At 69.8% G+C, this 17378-nt stretch carries 12 protein-coding genes; 9 read left to right on the forward strand and 3 right to left on the reverse strand.

Going from position 1 to position 17378, the window contains the following annotated elements:
• Positions 1–27 precede the first annotated feature (27 nt).
• The 4 genes from RM425_RS03360 to RM425_RS03375 all read left to right on the forward strand — a co-directional run bounded on the left by RM425_RS03360 (position 28) and on the right by RM425_RS03375 (position 9474).
• Positions 28–720, forward strand: a complete 693-nt coding sequence (locus tag RM425_RS03360; protein ID WP_311343760.1) for a hypothetical protein — start codon at positions 28–30, stop codon at positions 718–720.
• A 121-nt stretch (positions 721–841) separates the two neighbouring features.
• Positions 842–1543 carry a hypothetical protein gene (locus tag RM425_RS03365; RefSeq protein WP_311343761.1) on the forward strand — a complete coding sequence of 234 codons (702 nt, stop codon included), beginning with the start codon at positions 842–844 and terminating at the stop codon, positions 1541–1543.
• Between the two features lie 413 nt (positions 1544–1956).
• Positions 1957–5463 (forward strand): DNA-directed RNA polymerase subunit beta, encoded by a 3507-nt coding sequence (gene rpoB / locus RM425_RS03370; protein ID WP_311343762.1) that lies wholly within the window; start codon positions 1957–1959, stop codon positions 5461–5463.
• Between the two features lie 93 nt (positions 5464–5556).
• On the forward strand, positions 5557–9474 hold the full coding sequence (locus RM425_RS03375) for a DNA-directed RNA polymerase subunit beta' (RefSeq protein WP_311343763.1): 3918 nt from the start codon (positions 5557–5559) through the stop codon (positions 9472–9474).
• Positions 9475–9632: 158 nt separating this feature from the next.
• On the opposite strand, the gene RM425_RS03380 is transcribed toward RM425_RS03375, so the two are convergent.
• From RM425_RS03380 to RM425_RS03390, 3 genes are all read right to left on the reverse strand, one after another.
• Positions 9633–10679: an LLM class F420-dependent oxidoreductase gene (locus RM425_RS03380; RefSeq protein ID WP_311343764.1), complete on the reverse strand. Its 1047-nt coding sequence runs from the start codon at positions 10677–10679 to the stop codon at positions 9633–9635.
• A gap of 59 nt (positions 10680–10738) precedes the next feature.
• Complete coding sequence (locus RM425_RS03385) at positions 10739–10954, reverse strand: hypothetical protein (RefSeq protein ID WP_311343765.1); 216 nt, start codon at positions 10952–10954, stop codon at positions 10739–10741.
• Between the two features lie 83 nt (positions 10955–11037).
• Positions 11038–12000 (reverse strand): hypothetical protein, encoded by a 963-nt coding sequence (locus RM425_RS03390; protein WP_311343766.1) that lies wholly within the window; start codon positions 11998–12000, stop codon positions 11038–11040.
• Positions 12001–12605: 605 nt separating this feature from the next.
• On the opposite strand from RM425_RS03390, the gene rpsL reads away from it, so the two are divergent.
• The 5 genes from rpsL (at position 12606) to rpsJ (ending at position 17374) form a co-directional block, all read left to right on the forward strand.
• Positions 12606–12980 (forward strand): 30S ribosomal protein S12, encoded by a 375-nt coding sequence (gene rpsL / locus RM425_RS03395; RefSeq protein WP_200490198.1) that lies wholly within the window; start codon positions 12606–12608, stop codon positions 12978–12980.
• On the forward strand, positions 12980–13450 hold the full coding sequence (gene rpsG, locus RM425_RS03400; RefSeq protein ID WP_091770163.1) for a 30S ribosomal protein S7: 471 nt from the start codon (positions 12980–12982) through the stop codon (positions 13448–13450). Before rpsL ends, rpsG begins: the two co-directional genes overlap by 1 nt.
• Positions 13451–13552: 102 nt before the next feature.
• Positions 13553–15652, forward strand: a complete 2100-nt coding sequence (gene fusA / locus RM425_RS03405) for an elongation factor G (protein WP_311343767.1) — start codon at positions 13553–13555, stop codon at positions 15650–15652.
• A gap of 96 nt (positions 15653–15748) precedes the next feature.
• Entirely contained in the window at positions 15749–16942 is a 1194-nt protein-coding gene (tuf, locus tag RM425_RS03410) for an elongation factor Tu (RefSeq protein WP_311343768.1), read from the forward strand.
• Between the two features lie 126 nt (positions 16943–17068).
• Positions 17069–17374: a 30S ribosomal protein S10 gene (rpsJ, locus tag RM425_RS03415; RefSeq protein ID WP_014377994.1), complete on the forward strand. Its 306-nt coding sequence runs from the start codon at positions 17069–17071 to the stop codon at positions 17372–17374.
• Positions 17375–17378: the final 4 nt, after the last annotated feature.

Consider the following 17378-nt stretch of genomic DNA (forward strand, 5'->3'; position numbering starts at 1 on the left):
CGATCACGGTCGAGGAGGATCACCCGGGTGACGAGCGATGAGCGGCCCAGCGTGCGGGCCGAGAAGGAGGCGACGTCCCCGGCTGCCGGGGACGGAGCCGCCGGTGCGCCGGGCGAGGAGATCGCCGGGCGGACAGCGGCGGACGGCCACCGGACCGGCGACGCGGGAGACGCCGGCGAGCAGGGCGCCGATCGCGAGCCGCTGGTGGACGGGCGGCGGTTCCGGCTGTCCGTCCCGGTGCTGCCCGCACTCGCGACCCTGCTGGTGCTGCTCTCAGCCGGGGTGGCGTTCCTCTGGTTCACCCGTCCCGGGGATTCGGCGGTCCGCACCGGCGACTACGCGGAGGCGCTCCAGGCGGCCCGGTCCGGCGTCGTGGACCTCACGTCCTTCGACTACCTGACCCTCGACGACGACATCGAGCAGATCAGGCGGGTCGCCACCGGGGATCTCCGCGACGCGTCGGTGGCCGAGCTCGAGGACCGGCGCCAGGAGATCGCCGACCTGGAGGCCGTCGTCAACACCGAGATCATCGGGGCGGGCGTCACCCGGGCCGACGCCGACGATGCGACCGTCCTGCTGGTGATCCAGGCGACGCAGGAGAGCGCGGCCAGCCAGCAGGTGCAGATCTCGCGGTACCGGCTCGAGGTGAACCTCGAGAAGCCGGGCGATCGATGGCTGCTGTCCGGCATCACGGGAACGGGGTCGGCCGGCGATGAGTGACGGTCACGAGAACCGCGCCCCCGACGAGCGCCCACGGCCCTCGCCCCGGGCCCGTCCCGCGGCTCCGCGCCCCAGCCCCCGGCCCCGTGTCGCCGGCAGCCGCCGGGAACGCGAGGAAGCCGTGGACCCGGCGACCCGGCCGGCGACGGCGGAGGTCCCGACCACCGCGGGCGCATCGGTCCCGGAGCAGGAGGGGGCGGGTACCGCCGCTCCGGCGCGGGCGCGCACTCGGCGCACCTCGTCGTCCGCGGGCGCGCGTGCCGCCGCGGCTCCCGGCGCAGGCGTCCGGCGCCGCGTCCCGGCCGCCGCGCTGGTCCTGGCGCTCCTCTGCGTGCTCGCCGCCGCCGGCGGGGGTGTGTTGCTCTGGCAGCGGCTGCACCCGTCCCACGTCGACCCGGAGATCTTCGCTGCCGCCCGCGACGGCATCCAGGCCGTCTACGCCTACGACTACGAGGACTCTGAGGGCAGCGTGCAGGGCAAGCTGGACGCCCTCACGGGTGATCTGCGCGAGCAGTACGAGCGGGACCTCACCGAGGGCGGCATCATCAGCTCCTACGAGCAGGTGTCGGCGACGACCCGCTACGAGGTGCTCGACATCGGCCTGCAGCAGGTCGACGAGTCCCAGGACTCCGCGACGGTGGTCGTCTTCGGTCAGTACGTCCTGGAATCGGTCAACAGCGGTACCCAGCCGGCCCCCGAAGGGTCGGAGTGCCAGGTGACGCCCGAGGGGGCCCAGTCCTGCGTGCAGACGGTCCGGGTGACGCTGGTCGACGTCGACGGCGACTGGAAGATCAGCGAACTCACGGTGCTCACCACGAGCTGAAAGAGGACCCCCTCGCCCCCCACTGCTCGCACGCTCGCGGCGGGCCCCTGCGAGGGGGCCTTCCGCCGCTGGTCGGCGTGGCGGTCGGAGGCTGCCCGGGCGGCTGGCATCATGGGCGCACCGCCCCGGTTCGCGGACCGTGTCGCGCCTGGTTGTGGCGCCGGTCGCACCGGTACCCCTGGCGTGGACATCACGCAACAGCAGGGGTAGGGTCTCCTGTTGCGCTGCCCTCTGACTGCCTGCCCGCTGAGACGGGTCACGACGGGTGCCCGGAACCCACACCGGTGCCTCCCTCGCCGACCGTCGATCCGGGTGTTCGCGGCCGTCGCGGACAGCCTCGCCATCACCGACGACGACCCAGGACGACCCGCACCCACCGCCCGCACGTCGTGAGGTCCTTGGAAGGACGCATCTTGGCAGGCTCTCGCCCCACCAGCATCAACCCCAGCACCACCGAGTCCGGCACCACCAGCACGGCCCCCGCACCGCAGGACGGCCCCCGCACCGGCGAGGCCGACCAGCAGAAGATCCCCGGCGCCCCGCTGCGCGTCTCGTTCGCCAAGATCTCCGAGCCGCTCGCGGTCCCGGACCTGCTGGCCCTGCAGACGACCTCCTTCGACTGGCTGATCGGCAGCCCCGAGTGGCGCGAGACGCTCTCCCCCGAGGAGCAGGCGGCCGCCGTCGGCGGCCTGGCCGAGATCCTCGAGGAGATCTCGCCGATCGAGGACTTCAGCGGCTCCATGTCGCTGTCCTTCTCCAACCCGCGCTTCGAGGACGTCAAGGCGTCCCTCGAGGAGTGCAAGGACAAGGACATGACCTACGCGGCGCCGCTGTTCGTCACCGCCGAGTTCATGAACAACACCACCGGCGAGATCAAGAGCCAGACGGTGTTCATGGGTGACTTCCCGATCATGACGAGCAAGGGCACGTTCGTCATCAACGGGACCGAGCGCGTCGTCGTCTCCCAGCTCGTCCGCAGCCCCGGCGTCTACTTCGACAAGTCGCTGGACAAGACGTCGGACAAGGACGTCTTCAGCGCCAAGGTGATCCCCAGCCGCGGTGCGTGGCTGGAGTTCGACGTCGACAAGCGCGACACCGTCGGCGTCCGCATCGACCGCAAGCGCCGTCAGCCGGTCACCGTGCTGCTCAAGGCGCTCGGCTGGGGCGAGGACCGCATCCGCGAGCACTTCCAGTGGTCGCCCACGGTGCTGGCCACGCTGGAGAAGGACCACATCGCCGGGCAGGACGAGGCGCTGCTGGACATCTACCGCAAGCTGCGTCCGGGCGAGCCGCCGACGCGCGAGTCGGCCCAGGCGCTGCTGGAGAACCTCTTCTTCAACCCGAAGCGCTACGACCTCGCGAAGGTCGGCCGCTACAAGGTCAACAAGAAGCTGGGCGTCTCGGTGGCCCAGGGCACGCAGACGCTGACCGAGGACGACATCGTCGCCACCATCGAGTACGTCGTGCGCCTGCACGCCGGCGAGCCCGATCACGGCACCGACGACATCGACCACTTCGGCAACCGTCGCCTGCGCACCGTCGGGGAGCTGATCCAGAACCAGATCCGGGTCGGCCTCTCCCGCATGGAGCGCGTGGTCCGCGAGCGGATGACGACCCAGGACGTCGAGGCGATCACGCCGCAGACCCTGATCAACATCCGCCCGGTCGTCGCCTCCATCAAGGAGTTCTTCGGCACCAGCCAGCTGTCGCAGTTCATGGACCAGACCAACCCGCTCGCGGGCCTGACCCACAAGCGCCGCCTGTCGGCGCTGGGCCCCGGCGGTCTGTCCCGTGAGCGCGCCGGCATGGAGGTCCGCGACGTCCACCCGAGCCACTACGGCCGGATGTGCCCGATCGAGACGCCGGAAGGCCCGAACATCGGCCTGATCGGCTCGCTGTCCTCGTTCGGCCGGGTCAACGCCTTCGGCTTCATCGAGACGCCGTACCGCAAGGTCGAGAACGGCCAGGTCACCACCCAGATCGACTACCTGACCGCCGACGAGGAGGACCGCTTCGTCGTCGCGCAGGCCAACAGCCCGCTCGACGCGCAGGGTCGCCTCGCCGAGGAGCGCGTCCTGGTCCGCACCAAGGGCGGTGAGGTCGACTACCTCGCCCCCGAGAACGTGGACTACATGGACGTCTCGCCGCGGCAGATGACCTCGGTCGCGACGGCGATGATCCCGTTCCTCGAGCACGACGACGCCAACCGCGCGCTCATGGGCGCCAACATGCAGCGCCAGGCCGTCCCGCTGCTCCGCTCGGAGGCCCCGCTCGTGGGCACCGGCATGGAGCTGCGTGCCGCGGTCGACGCCGGCGACGTCGTCGTGGCGGAGAAGGCCGGTGTGGTCGAGGACTCCACCGCCGACTACGTGACGGTCATGGCCGACGACGGCACCCGTCAGACCTACCGGCTGCTGAAGTTCCAGCGCTCGAACCAGGGCACCTCGATCAACCAGAACCCCGTCGTGGACGAGGGCCAGCGCGTCGAGGTCGGCCAGGTCATCGCCGACGGTCCCTGCACCGACCAGGGCGAGATGGCGCTGGGCAAGAACCTGCTCGTCGCCTTCATGCCGTGGGAGGGCCACAACTACGAGGACGCGATCATCCTGTCGCAGCGCCTCGTGCAGGACGACGTCCTGTCCTCGATCCACATCGAGGAGTTCGAGGTCGACGCCCGCGACACCAAGCTCGGTGCCGAGGAGATCACCCGGGACATCCCGAACGTCTCCGAGGAGGTCCTCGCCGACCTCGACGAGCGCGGCATCATCCGCATCGGTGCCGAGGTCGTCCCCGGCGACATCCTCGTCGGCAAGGTCACGCCCAAGGGCGAGACCGAGCTGACCCCCGAGGAGCGGCTGCTGCGCGCGATCTTCGGCGAGAAGGCGCGCGAGGTCCGCGACACGTCGCTCAAGGTGAAGCACGGTGAGTCCGGCAAGGTCATCGGCGTCCGCGTGTTCTCCCGCGAGGACGGCGACGAGCTGCCCGCCGGCGTCAACGAGCTGATCCGGGTCTACGTCGCCCAGATGCGCAAGATCTCCGACGGCGACAAGCTCGCCGGACGCCACGGCAACAAGGGCGTCATCTCGAAGATCCTGCCGCAGGAGGACATGCCGTTCCTCGAGGACGGCACCCCGGTCGACATCGTCCTGAACCCGCTGGGTGTGCCCGGCCGCATGAACGTCGGCCAGGTCCTGGAGATGCACCTCGGGTGGATCGCCAAGCAGGGCTGGCAGGTCGAGGGCACGCCGGACTGGGCGGCCAACCTGCCCGAGGCGGCGAAGTCGGCCGCGCCGGGCACGCGTACCGCGACGCCGGTGTTCGACGGCGCCAAGGAGGACGAGCTCATCGGCCTCCTCGGCTCCACGACGCCGAACCGTGACGGGAACCGGATGGTCAAGGAGACCGGCAAGGCGCGGCTGTTCGACGGCCGCTCCGGGGAGCCCTTCCCCGAGCCGATCGCGGTGGGCTACGTCTACATCCTGAAGCTGCTCCACCTGGTGGACGACAAGATCCACGCCCGGTCGACCGGCCCCTACTCGATGATCACCCAGCAGCCGCTGGGCGGTAAGGCGCAGTTCGGTGGCCAGCGCTTCGGCGAGATGGAGTGCTGGGCGATGCAGGCCTACGGCGCGGCCTACGCGCTGCAGGAGCTGCTCACCATCAAGTCCGACGACATCCTCGGCCGCGTCAAGGTGTACGAGGCGATCGTCAAGGGCGAGAACATCCCCGAGCCGGGCATCCCCGAGTCGTTCAAGGTGTTGCTCAAGGAGCTGCAGTCGCTCTGCCTCAACGTGGAGGTCCTCTCCAGCGACGGCAACGCGATCGAGCTGCGCGACACCGACGACGAGGTCTTCCGGGCCGCGGAGGAGCTGGGCATCGACCTCAGCCGTCGCGAGCCGTCGTCCGTCGAAGACGTCTGATCGGCAGTCGGCCGGCCCTGAGCGATCAGGGCCGGCCGGCCACCCACTCCTAGTCATAGAAGCGAAGCACTAGCCCCTGAAAGGGGTCACACCTTGCTCGACGTCAACTTCTTCGACGAGCTCCGCATCGGGCTGGCCACCGGCGACGACATCCGCCAGTGGAGCCACGGTGAGGTGAAGAAGCCCGAGACCATCAACTACCGCACCCTCCGCCCGGAGAAGGACGGTCTCTTCTGCGAGAAGATCTTCGGTCCCACCCGGGACTGGGAGTGCTACTGCGGCAAGTACAAGCGGGTCCGGTTCAAGGGCATCATCTGCGAGCGCTGCGGCGTCGAGGTCACCCGCGCCAAGGTGCGTCGTGAGCGGATGGGCCACATCGAGCTGGCCGCGCCGGTCACCCACATCTGGTTCTTCAAGGGCGTCCCCTCGCGCCTGGGCTACCTGCTCGACCTGGCGCCCAAGGACCTCGAGAAGATCATCTACTTCGCGGCCTACATGATCACCTCGGTCGACGACGAGGCGCGGCACCGCGACCTCCCGACCATCGAGGCCGAGATCAGCGCCGAGAAGTCCAACCTCGAGGGCCAGCGCGACGCCAACGTCGAGGCCCGTCAGCAGAAGCTCGAGGCCGACCTGGCCGAGCTCGAGGCGGAGGGCGCCAAGTCCGACGTCCGACGCAAGGTGCGCGAGGGCGGCGAGCGCGAGATGCGCCAGCTGCGCGACCGCTCGCAGCGGGAGATCGACCGCCTCGACGAGGTGATGGACACCTTCCGCAAGCTCGAGGTCAAGCAGCTCATCGCCGACGAGAGCCTCTACCGCGAGCTGCGCGACCGCTTCGGCGAGTACTTCGAGGGCGGCATGGGCGCCGCGGCGCTGCAGAAGCTGCTCTCCGGCTTCGACCTCGACGCCGAGGCCACCTCGCTGCGGGAGACCATCCGCAGCGGCAAGGGTCAGCGCAAGCTGCGGGCCCTCAAGCGCCTCAAGGTGGTCGCGGCCTTCCAGCAGACCCGCAACTCGCCCATGGGCATGGTGCTGGACTGCGTCCCGGTCATCCCGCCGGACCTGCGCCCGATGGTGCAGCTCGACGGTGGCCGCTTCGCCACCAGCGACATGAACGACCTGTACCGCCGCGTGATCAACCGGAACAACCGGCTGAAGCGTCTGCTGGACCTCGGCGCTCCCGAGATCATCGTGAACAACGAGAAGCGGATGCTCCAGGAGTCCGTGGACGCGCTGTTCGACAACGGCCGTCGCGGCCGCCCGGTCACCGGTCCCGGCAACCGTCCGCTGAAGTCCCTGAGCGACCTGCTCAAGGGCAAGCAGGGCCGGTTCCGCCAGAACCTGCTGGGCAAGCGCGTCGACTACTCCGGCCGTTCGGTCATCGTCGTCGGCCCGCAGCTGAAGCTGCACCAGTGCGGTCTGCCCAAGCAGATGGCCCTCGAGCTCTTCAAGCCCTTCGTCATGAAGCGGCTGGTCGACCTCAACCACGCGCAGAACATCAAGTCCGCCAAGCGGATGGTCGAGCGTGCGCGCCCGGTCGTGTGGGACGTGCTGGAAGAGGTCATCACCGAGCACCCGGTGCTGCTCAACCGCGCACCGACGCTGCACCGCCTGGGCATCCAGGCCTTCGAGCCCCAGCTGGTCGAGGGCAAGGCCATCCAGATCCACCCGCTCGTCTGCACCGCGTTCAACGCGGACTTCGACGGTGACCAGATGGCGGTGCACCTGCCGCTGTCCGCCGAGGCGCAGGCCGAGGCCCGGATCCTGATGCTGAGCTCGAACAACATCCTGAGCCCGGCCGACGGTCGTCCGATCACCGCGCCGACCCAGGACATGGTGCTGGGCCTGTACCACGTGACGACCCTGGTGCCGAGCCGGCACGAGGCCGACGGTGGCTCGCCGGCGTCGTTCTCCTCGGCCTCCGAGGCGGTCATGGCCTACGACATGGGCGCCCTCGGTCTGCAGGAGCGCGCGCTGATCCGTCTCGACGAGGTGTTCGGCGTCGACAACGGCAAGGCCAACCCGGCCTGGGAGCAGTCCGAGGACTGGACGCCGGGTGCGCCGGCGCTGGTGGAGACCTCGCTGGGCCGCGTGCTGTTCAACGAGGCGCTGCCCGAGGACTACCGCTTCGTCAACTACCAGGTGCCGAAGAAGGAGCTCGGGGCGATCGTCAACGACCTCGCCGAGCGCTACCCCAAGGTGCAGGTCGCGGCGACGCTGGACGCCCTCAAGTCGGCCGGCTTCCGCTGGGCGACCCGCTCGGGCGTCACGATCGCCATCGACGACGTCGTCACGCCGCCGGCCAAGCGCGAGATCATGGACCGGCACGAGGCCGAGGCCGCCAAGATCGAGAAGCAGTACGAGCGCGGCGTCATCACCGACTCCGAGCGTCGTGGCGAGCTGATCGAGATCTGGACCCGTGCGCGGGCCGAGGTCTCCCAGGCGATGGTGGACAACTTCCCGACCACCAACCCGGTCTGGGTCATGGTCAACTCGGGCGCCCGAGGCAACATGATGCAGATCAGCCAGATCGCCGGTATGCGCGGTCTGGTCGCCAACCCGAAGGGCGAGATCATCCCGCGGCCGATCAAGGCCAACTTCCGGGAGGGTCTGTCCGTGCTGGAGTACTTCATCTCCACGCACGGTGCCCGCAAGGGCCTCGCGGACACCGCCCTGCGGACCGCCGACTCCGGGTACCTCACCCGTCGTCTGGTGGACGTGTCGCAGGACGTCATCATCCGCGAGGAGGACTGCGGCACCGAGCGCGGCGTCGTCATGCCGATCGGCACGGTGTCCGGTGACGGGGCCGGCGTGACGGTGACTCGTGACGCGCACGTGGAGACCAGCGTCTACGCCCGCGCCCTGGCCGCCGACGTGGTGGCCGAGGACGGGACGGTCATCGCCCCGGCGAACGCCGACCTGGGTGACGTGCTGATCCAGACGCTGATCGACGCCGGCGTGGCCGAGGTCAAGGTCCGCTGCGTCCTGACCTGCGAGTCCCTGCTGGGCACCTGCGCCACCTGCTACGGCCGCTCGCTGGCCTCGGGCAAGCTGGTGGACGTCGGCGAGGCCGTCGGCATCATCGCCGCCCAGTCCATCGGCGAGCCCGGCACGCAGCTGACGATGCGCACCTTCCACACCGGTGGTGTGGCCGGTGCCGACATCACGCACGGTCTGCCGCGTGTGGTGGAGCTCTTCGAGGCCCGCGTCCCCAAGGGCAAGGCGCCGATCGCGGAGCTGGCCGGCACCGTCCGGATCGAGGACAGCGAGCAGTTCCGCAAGCTGACCATCACCCCGGACGACGGCTCGGACGAGGTCGTCTACGACAAGCTGTCGCGTCGCTCGCGGCTGCGGGTCGAGGACGGGTCGCACGTCGAGGTGGGCGAGCAGCTCACCGAGGGTGCGGTCGACCCGCACGAGGTGCTGCGGATCATGGGCCCCCGCGAGGTGCAGCTGCACCTGGTCCGGGAGGTCCAGGAGGTCTACCGGTCGCAGGGTGTGTCGATCCACGACAAGCACATCGAGGTGATCATCCGCCAGATGCTGAAGCGGGTGACCATCATCGACTCGGGTGCCACGGAGTTCCTGCCGGGTGCACTGGTCGAGCGGACGCTGTTCGAGACCGAGAACCGCCGCGTCGTCGCCGAGGGCGGCGAGCCGGCCTCGGCCCGCCCGGTCCTCATGGGCATCACGAAGGCCTCGCTCGCGACCGAGTCGTGGCTGTCGGCCGCCTCCTTCCAGGAGACGACCAAGGTCCTCACCGACGCCGCGATCCAGGGCAAGAGCGACAGCCTGCTCGGGCTCAAGGAGAACGTGATCATCGGAAAGCTGATCCCGGCCGGTACGGGCATCAGCCGCTACCGGAACATCACGGTCGAGCCGACCGAGGAGGCGCGGGCGGCTGTCTACACGATGGCCGGCTACGACGACGGGCAGTACTACAGCCCCGACGTCTTCGGTCAGGGCACCGGCGAGGCCGTGCGTCTCGAGGAGTACGACTGGCGGCAGTGATGCCACCTGGCCAGTGACGAAAGGGCCCCCAGATCCGACTACGGATCTGGGGGCCCTTTCGCGTCGTGGCCCTCCGGCTGGGATCAGGTGACCTGATCGTGGCGCGTCCTCCCTCACGGTGGGCGGTGAGGGAGGACGCGCTGTTGTGAGGGAGGAGCTCAGCCGGCCAGGCGCTTCATGGTCTCCACCGTCTTCAGACGGCCCTCGGGGCTGCCGTCGAGGGGCTGCAGCATCAGCGTCGTCACGCCGGCCTCGGCGAAGGCGGAGATCCGCTCGGCGACGTGCGACTCCGGGCCGATGAGCGAGGTGGCGCGCACCAGCTCGTCGGGAACCTTGCCCGCGGCCTCGTCCTTCTTGCCGTCGAGGTAGAGGTCCTGGATCTCCTTGGCCTCCGCCTCGAAGCCGTACCGGACGGCGAGGTCGTTGTAGAAGTTCTTTCCGCGTGCGCCCATGCCGCCGATGTAGAGGGCGAGCCCCGGCCGCACGCGGTCCAGCAAGGCCGCCTCGTCCAGGCCGTCCCCGATGGCCACGGGGACGCCGGTGATGACCTGGAGGTCGCCCAGCTCCGGGGCCCGCTTCGCCTTGCCGGCGGCGAGGGCGTCGCCCCACACCGACTGCGCGCGCTCGGGCATGAAGAAGATGGGTTCCCACGCCTCGGCGATCTCGGCGGCGAGCTCCACGTTCTTGGGGCCCAGCGCGGCGAGCATCACCGGGATCCGCTCCCTGACCGGGGTGTTGATCAGCTTCAGCGGCTTGCCGAGGCCGGTGCCCTGGTCGGCCGGGAGGGGGACGTTGTACTTCTTTCCCTGGTGGTCGAGGCGCTCGCGGCGCCACACCTGGCGGCAGATCTCCACGACCTCGCGGGTGCGCTGCAGGGGGGCGTCGTACGGCACGCCGTGCCAGCCCTCGATCACCTGCGGACCGGACGCACCGAGGCCGAGGGTGAAGCGCCCGCCGGAGACGAAGTCCAGCCCGGCCGCGGTCATCGCGGTCAGGGCCGGGGTGCGGCTGTAGATGGGGAAGATGGCAGAGAGCAGCTCCACCCGCTCGGTCACCGCCGCCAGGTAGCCCAGCTGGCTGACCGCGTCGAACGTGTAGACCTCGGCGACCGCCGCGATGTCGAGCCCGGCGGACTCGAGGTCGCGGATCTCGGCCGCGGTCTGGGTGAACCCACCGCTGTAACTGGCTTGGGTGCCGATGCGCACGTGCCCTCCTTCGGTTCCGGGCGCACGACTCGGCGCCCTGGGGGCACGCTATCGGCCCGCTAGGAGGTGCGGACCACGCCGATCACCTCGGTGACCACCCGGACGCCGTCGACGTCGCCCGGCACCCGGGGCGCGGCGGCCGGATCGGTCAGGTCCACCTTGACGACGTAGCCGTCGTGACGGCGGCTCAGCCCGATGCCGACGACGCCGGGGTCGTCGGAGAGGCGCGCGCTCAGCGCGCTCTTCGCGGCGCGTGCCGCGGCCCGGTCGGTCATGGCCCCATGGTGCCCCTCCGGGGGCGCGGGGGACACCTGTGCGCCCCGGGAGGGCTACTCCTGCTCCGCACCTCGCCGGTGGGTCACCCGGTCAGCCACTCCGCACCGAGGAGCTGGAGCACGGTGGCGAGCGGGTTGGCGAAGGTGACCCCGGAGCCCTGCGGCCCGCCGGTGGCGCTTCCCGCGAAGAGCAGCGCGACCGGTGCCCGGTCCCGGCTGCGCCAGATCACCGAGCCGCTGTCGCCGCCGGCGCTGAAGCCGCCGGTCAGGCCGGCGATCTCGAGCTGGTCGTCGAAGCGGTGCACCACCTCGTCGAACTGGACGGCCACCGCGTCCACCTCGACCGCGGTGACCAGGCCGCGGGTGTGCCCGGTCGTCCGGCCCACCTTCTCCACGGTGTCGTCCAGCTCGATGTCCAGGCTGTGCGGCACCAGGCCGCTCAGCGGGCCGCCGGGCAGCCGCCCTGGCTCGGTCGGCACCCCGTCGTCCAGCACCGCGACCGCGGCGTCGACCAGGTTCGGCCGGTCGGTGCGGAAGCGCGGGAACGCCGTCAGCGTCGCGACCCGGTCGCCCGGGACGCCGCCGTCGGCCGGTCCGGGCTGCAGGACGGCGTCGCCCAGGGTGGCGGCGTCGCTGGCCGCCAGCACGTGGTTGTTGGACAGCATCGCCGGACCGGCGGCCGTGCGGACGAAGCCGCCCAGCGTGCCGGCCGTCACGCCGGGGTGGGCGACGGAGATGCCCGGACGGAGCGGACGGACCCGCTGCTGCAGCTCCGCGGGTGTGGGGGAGCGCAGCGCACGGACCCGGCCGATCACCCGGACGTCCACCTCCCGCGCGGCCGCCCGCCCCAGGTCGGGGAGCAGGGCCCGGTCGCCGTCCCGCTGGAGCCGCACGGCCACCCGGGCCTCCGCACCCCCGGTGGGGGCGAGCCCGACCGCCACCCACGGCCACGGCGCGTCCGTGCCCGCGTCGGCCGCCACGACGGGTGCCGACGGCAGCAGATCGAGGATGCGGGCCTTCAGCTCACGGGCGGAGTCGGGGTGCACAGGACCTCCGGGACGGGGGGAAGCGGACGACGCGGACGGTAGGCCGGGGGTCCGACGGAACCGCGCCGCCACCGACCATCCGCTGCCCGCGGCGCCGCCGGCCTACTCCCGCGCGACGACTCCACCGGGTACCGTCCGATCCGCTCCAGTGACGGCGCGACCGTCGGGGAAGAAGACCGGGCGGCACACCGTTGCCCGGATGTCACCCGCTCCGGTGGGTGATGGCCGACCTCCGGCCGTGCGTGTGAGGGACCCGGCTTTGACCGGTCCTCCGGGCGCGGGTATCGTGGTCAGCCGTGCCCAGGATGCCCTGGGCCAGCTCCCGTTCGCGGTGCGCCTGGGTGACCTCTCCGGTCGCCGGGGACCGCTCTCCGGCCCCCGGCCGGAAGGTGGCGGCGCCGAGTCGCGAGGGGCAACCGAGTTCGGTCCGACCGCGGACCGGTCCTGGGTTGGGCGACACGCCCGACCGCGTGGGTCGGACAGCGGCCGGCGGCCGGGATCGGGCGGGCTCTCCGGGGCCCGGAACCCGGGCACGACCAGCAGGACCACGACATCAGCATGAATCGCAAGCACCACCCAGCGCAGGTAGGAGATCCAGGCCACCCATGCCCACGATCAACCAGCTGGTCCGCAAGGGCCGCGAGGACAAGGTCACCAAGACCAGCACTCCGGCGCTGAAGGGTTCGCCCCAGCGCCGCGGAGTGTGCACGCGCGTGTACACGACGACGCCGAAGAAGCCGAACTCGGCGCTGCGCAAGGTCGCCCGCGTCCGCCTCACCAGTGGGGTCGAGGTCACCGCATACATCCCCGGCGTCGGCCACAACCTGCAGGAGCACTCGATGGTGCTCGTGCGTGGCGGTCGCGTGAAGGACCTGCCGGGCGTGCGCTACAAGATCATCCGCGGCTCGCTGGACACGCAGGCCGTCCGCGGCCGCAAGCAGGCCCGCAGCCGCTACGGCGCCAAGAAGGAGAAGAGCTAATGCCTCGCAAGGGCCCCGCGCCGAAGCGGCCGCTGGTCATCGACCCGGTCTACCAGTCGCAGCTGGTCACCCAGCTGGTCAACAAGGTGCTCGTCGACGGCAAGCGCTCGATCGCCGAGGCGATCGTCTACGGCGCCCTCGAGGGTGCCCGCGCCAAGAACGACACCGACCCGGTCGTCACGCTCAAGCGCGCGCTGGACAACGTCAAGCCGAGCCTCGAGGTCCGCAGCCGCCGTGTCGGTGGCGCGACCTACCAGGTCCCGGTCGAGGTCCGCGCCTCCCGCAGCACGACGCTCGGCCTCCGCTGGCTGATCCAGTACAGCCGGGCCCGTCGTGAGAAGACGATGACCGAGCGCCTGATGAACGAGCTCCTCGACGCGAGCAACGGCCTGGGTGCCGCTGTCAAGCGCCGCGAGGACACGCACAAGATGGCCGAAGCGAACAAGGCCTTCGCGCACTACCGCTGGTAACGAACGCGCACCAGCGCCCGCCGTCGGCGGGACACCCGGGGAGCACTCACGAGGTCGTAGCCCCGGCACCCGCTACACGGACCAGATACAAGAGGGGAAGCAATGGCCAGCAACGAGGCCCAGCTCCGCAAGACCCGGAACATCGGGATCATGGCGCACATCGACGCCGGCAAGACCACCACGACCGAGCGCATCCTCTTCTACACCGGTATCACGTACAAGATCGGTGAGGTCCACGACGGCGCGGCCACGATGGACTGGATGGAGCAGGAGCAGGAGCGCGGCATCACCATCACGTCGGCCGCGACGAAGTGCTCCTGGAACGACCACGACATCAACATCATCGACACCCCCGGGCACGTCGACTTCACCGTCGAGGTGGAGCGGTCGCTGCGGGTGCTCGACGGTGCGATCGCCGTCTACGACGGTGTCGCCGGTGTCGAGCCGCAGACCGAGCAGGTGTGGCGGCAGGCCGAGAAGTACGGCGTCCCGCGCATGTGCTTCGTCAACAAGCTCGACCGCACCGGTGCCGACTTCTTCCGCTGCGTGGACATGATGGTCGAGCGCCTGGCGGCCAACCCGCTCGTCCTGCAGCTCCCGATCGGTGCCGAGGCCGACTTCATCGGCGTCGTCGACCTGGTCACGATGAAGGCCCTCACCTGGCGCGGCGAGACCAAGATGGGCGAGGACTACGCCGTCGAGGAGATCCCGGCCGAGCTCGCCGACCAGGCCGCCGAGTACCGCGAGAAGCTGCTCGAGAACATCGCGGACTTCGACGACTCCCTCATGGAGGACTACCTCGCCGGCGAGGAGATCGCGGTCGACCGACTGAAGGCGGCGATCCGCAAGGCCACCATCGGCGGCCAGGTCAACCCGGTCCTCACCGGCACCGCGTTCAAGAACAAGGGCGTGCAGCCCCTGCTCGACGCCGTCGTCGACTACCTCCCCAGCCCGCTGGACGTCGAGGCGATCGTCGGCACCGCGCTGGACGGCGAGACCGAGGTCCTCCGCCACGCCGACGAGGACGAGCCGTTCTCGGCGCTGGCGTTCAAGATCCAGACCGACCAGCACCTGGGCAAGCTGACCTACGTCCGCGTCTACTCGGGCCGGCTCGATGCGGGGACCGCGGTGCTCAACAGCACCAAGGACCGCAAGGAGCGGATCGGCAAGATCTACCAGATGCACGCCAACAAGCGCGAAGAGCGTGCCGGCGTGGGTGCGGGTCAGATCGTGGCTGTCAACGGCCTCAAGCAGACGACGACGGGCGACACCCTCTGCGACCCGCAGAAGCCGGTGATCCTCGAGTCGATGTCCTTCCCCGCCCCCGTCATCTCGGTCGCGATCGAGCCGAAGACGAAGAGCGACCAGGAGAAGCTCGGCACCGCCATCCAGAAGCTGGCCGAGGAGGACCCGACCTTCCAGGTCAAGCTGGACGAGGAGACGGGCCAGACGGTCATCTCCGGCATGGGCGAGCTCCACCTGGAGATCCTCGTCGACCGCATGCGCCGCGAGTTCAACGTCGAGGCCAACGTCGGCAAGCCGCAGGTCGCCTACCGCGAGACGCTCCGCAAGGCCGTCGAGCGCTACGACTACACGCACAAGAAGCAGACCGGTGGGTCCGGCCAGTTCGCGAAGGTGCAGATCGCCCTGGAGCCGCTCGAGATGAGCGCCGACTCGGCGACCTACGAGTTCGAGAACAAGGTCACCGGTGGTCGCATCCCGAAGGAGTACATCCCCTCGGTCGACCAGGGCATGCAGGACGCCATGCAGTACGGCGTCCTGGCCGGGTACCCCATGGTCGGCGTGAAGGCGTCACTGCTCGACGGGCAGTACCACGAGGTCGACTCCTCGGAGATGGCCTTCAAGATCGCCGGATCGATCGCCTTCAAGGAGGCGGCGCGCAAGGCCAGCCCGGCCCTGCTGGAGCCGCTCATGGCGGTCGAGGTGACCACGCCCGAGGACAACATGGGTGACGTCATCGGCGACCTCAACTCCCGCCGCGGGACCATCCAGGCGATGGAGGAGCGCTCCGGCGCCCGCATCGTCAAGGCCCTGGTGCCGCTGTCGGAGATGTTCGGCTACGTGGGCGACCTGCGCAGCCGCACCCAGGGACGGGCGAGCTACTCGATGGTCTTCGACTCGTACGCCGAGGTCCCGGCCAACGTCGCCAAGGAGATCATCGCCAAGGCGACCGGCGAGTAGTCGCCAGACCGGTCGCGGGCCCAGCCCGCGGCCGGCGGGCCCCGCCCGAAACCCCAGAGCACGCACCACCTGCGTAACCACGAGGAGAGGAACCCAGTGGCCAAGGCCAAGTTCGAGCGGACCAAGCCGCACGTCAACATCGGCACCATCGGGCACATCGACCACGGGAAGACGACGCTGACCGCGGCGATCACCAAGGTCCTGCACGACAAGTACCCGACCCTCAACGAGGCGTCCGCGTTCGACCAGATCGACAAGGCGCCCGAGGAGAAGGCCCGCGGCATCACGATCTCGATCGCGCACGTCGAGTACCAGACCGAGGCTCGGCACTACGCGCACGTCGACTGCCCCGGGCACGCCGACTACATCAAGAACATGATCACCGGTGCGGCCCAGATGGACGGCGCGATCCTCGTGGTCGCGGCGACCGACGGCCCGATGCCGCAGACCAAGGAGCACGTGCTCCTGGCCCGCCAGGTCGGCGTCCCCTACATCGTCGTCGCCCTGAACAAGGCCGACATGGTGGACGACGAGGAGATCCTGGAGCTCGTCGAGCTCGAGGTGCGCGAGCTGCTCAGCGAGTACGAGTTCCCGGGCGACGACGTCCCCGTGATCCGCGTCTCGGCGCTCAAGGCCCTCGAGGGCGACGCCGAGTGGGGCGACAAGCTCATGGAGCTGATGAACGCCGTCGACACCGCGATCCCGGAGCCGGAGCGCGACATCGACAAGCCGTTCCTCATGCCCGTCGAGGACGTCTTCACCATCACCGGTCGTGGCACGGTCGTCACCGGCCGCGTCGAGCGTGGCATCGTCAAGGTCTCCGAGGAGATCGAGATCGTCGGCATCCGCGAGAACTCGACCAAGACCACGGTCACCGGCGTCGAGATGTTCCGCAAGCTGCTCGACCAGGGCCAGGCCGGTGACAACGTCGGTCTGCTGCTGCGCGGCATCAAGCGCGAGGACGTCGAGCGCGGCCAGGTCGTCGTCAAGCCCGGCTCGATCACCCCGCACACCAACTTCGAGGGTTCGGTCTACATCCTCTCGAAGGACGAGGGTGGCCGTCACACGCCGTTCTTCAACAACTACCGTCCCCAGTTCTACTTCCGGACGACGGACGTCACCGGCGTCGTGACCCTGCCCTCGGGCACCGAGATGGTCATGCCCGGCGACAACACCGAGATGACGGTGGAGCTGATCCAGCCCATCGCCATGGAGGAGGGCCTCAAGTTCGCCATCCGTGAGGGTGGACGCACCGTGGGCGCCGGCCGGGTCGTCAAGATCAACAAGTAGTAACCCCGGTGGGCGGCGGCCCCGAGCCGGCCGCCCCCCACTACCGGGTCCCGTTCATCGGGACTCACCCGGGTCAGCAGACCCACTCGAACTTTCACAACCGATCGGCAGGAGCAGAAGACAGCGATGGCGGGACAGAAGATCCGCATCCGGCTGAAGGCCTACGACCACGAGGCGATCGATGCCTCGGCGCGACGCATCGTGGAGACGGTCACCAAGACCGGAGCACGAGTGGTCGGCCCCGTGCCGCTGCCGACGGAGAAGAACGTGTACGCGGTGATCCGTTCGCCGCACAAGTACAAGGACTCGTTCGAGCACTTCGAGATGCGCACGCACAAGCGGCTCATCGACATCCTCGACCCGACGCCGAAGACGGTGGACGCGCTCATGCGCATCGACCTGCCGGCCTCGGTCGACGTCAACATTCAGTAAGGGC

The sequence above is a fragment of the Blastococcus goldschmidtiae genome, from assembly GCF_031845325.1.
GTDB classification, from domain to species: domain Bacteria; phylum Actinomycetota; class Actinomycetes; order Mycobacteriales; family Geodermatophilaceae; genus Blastococcus; species Blastococcus goldschmidtiae.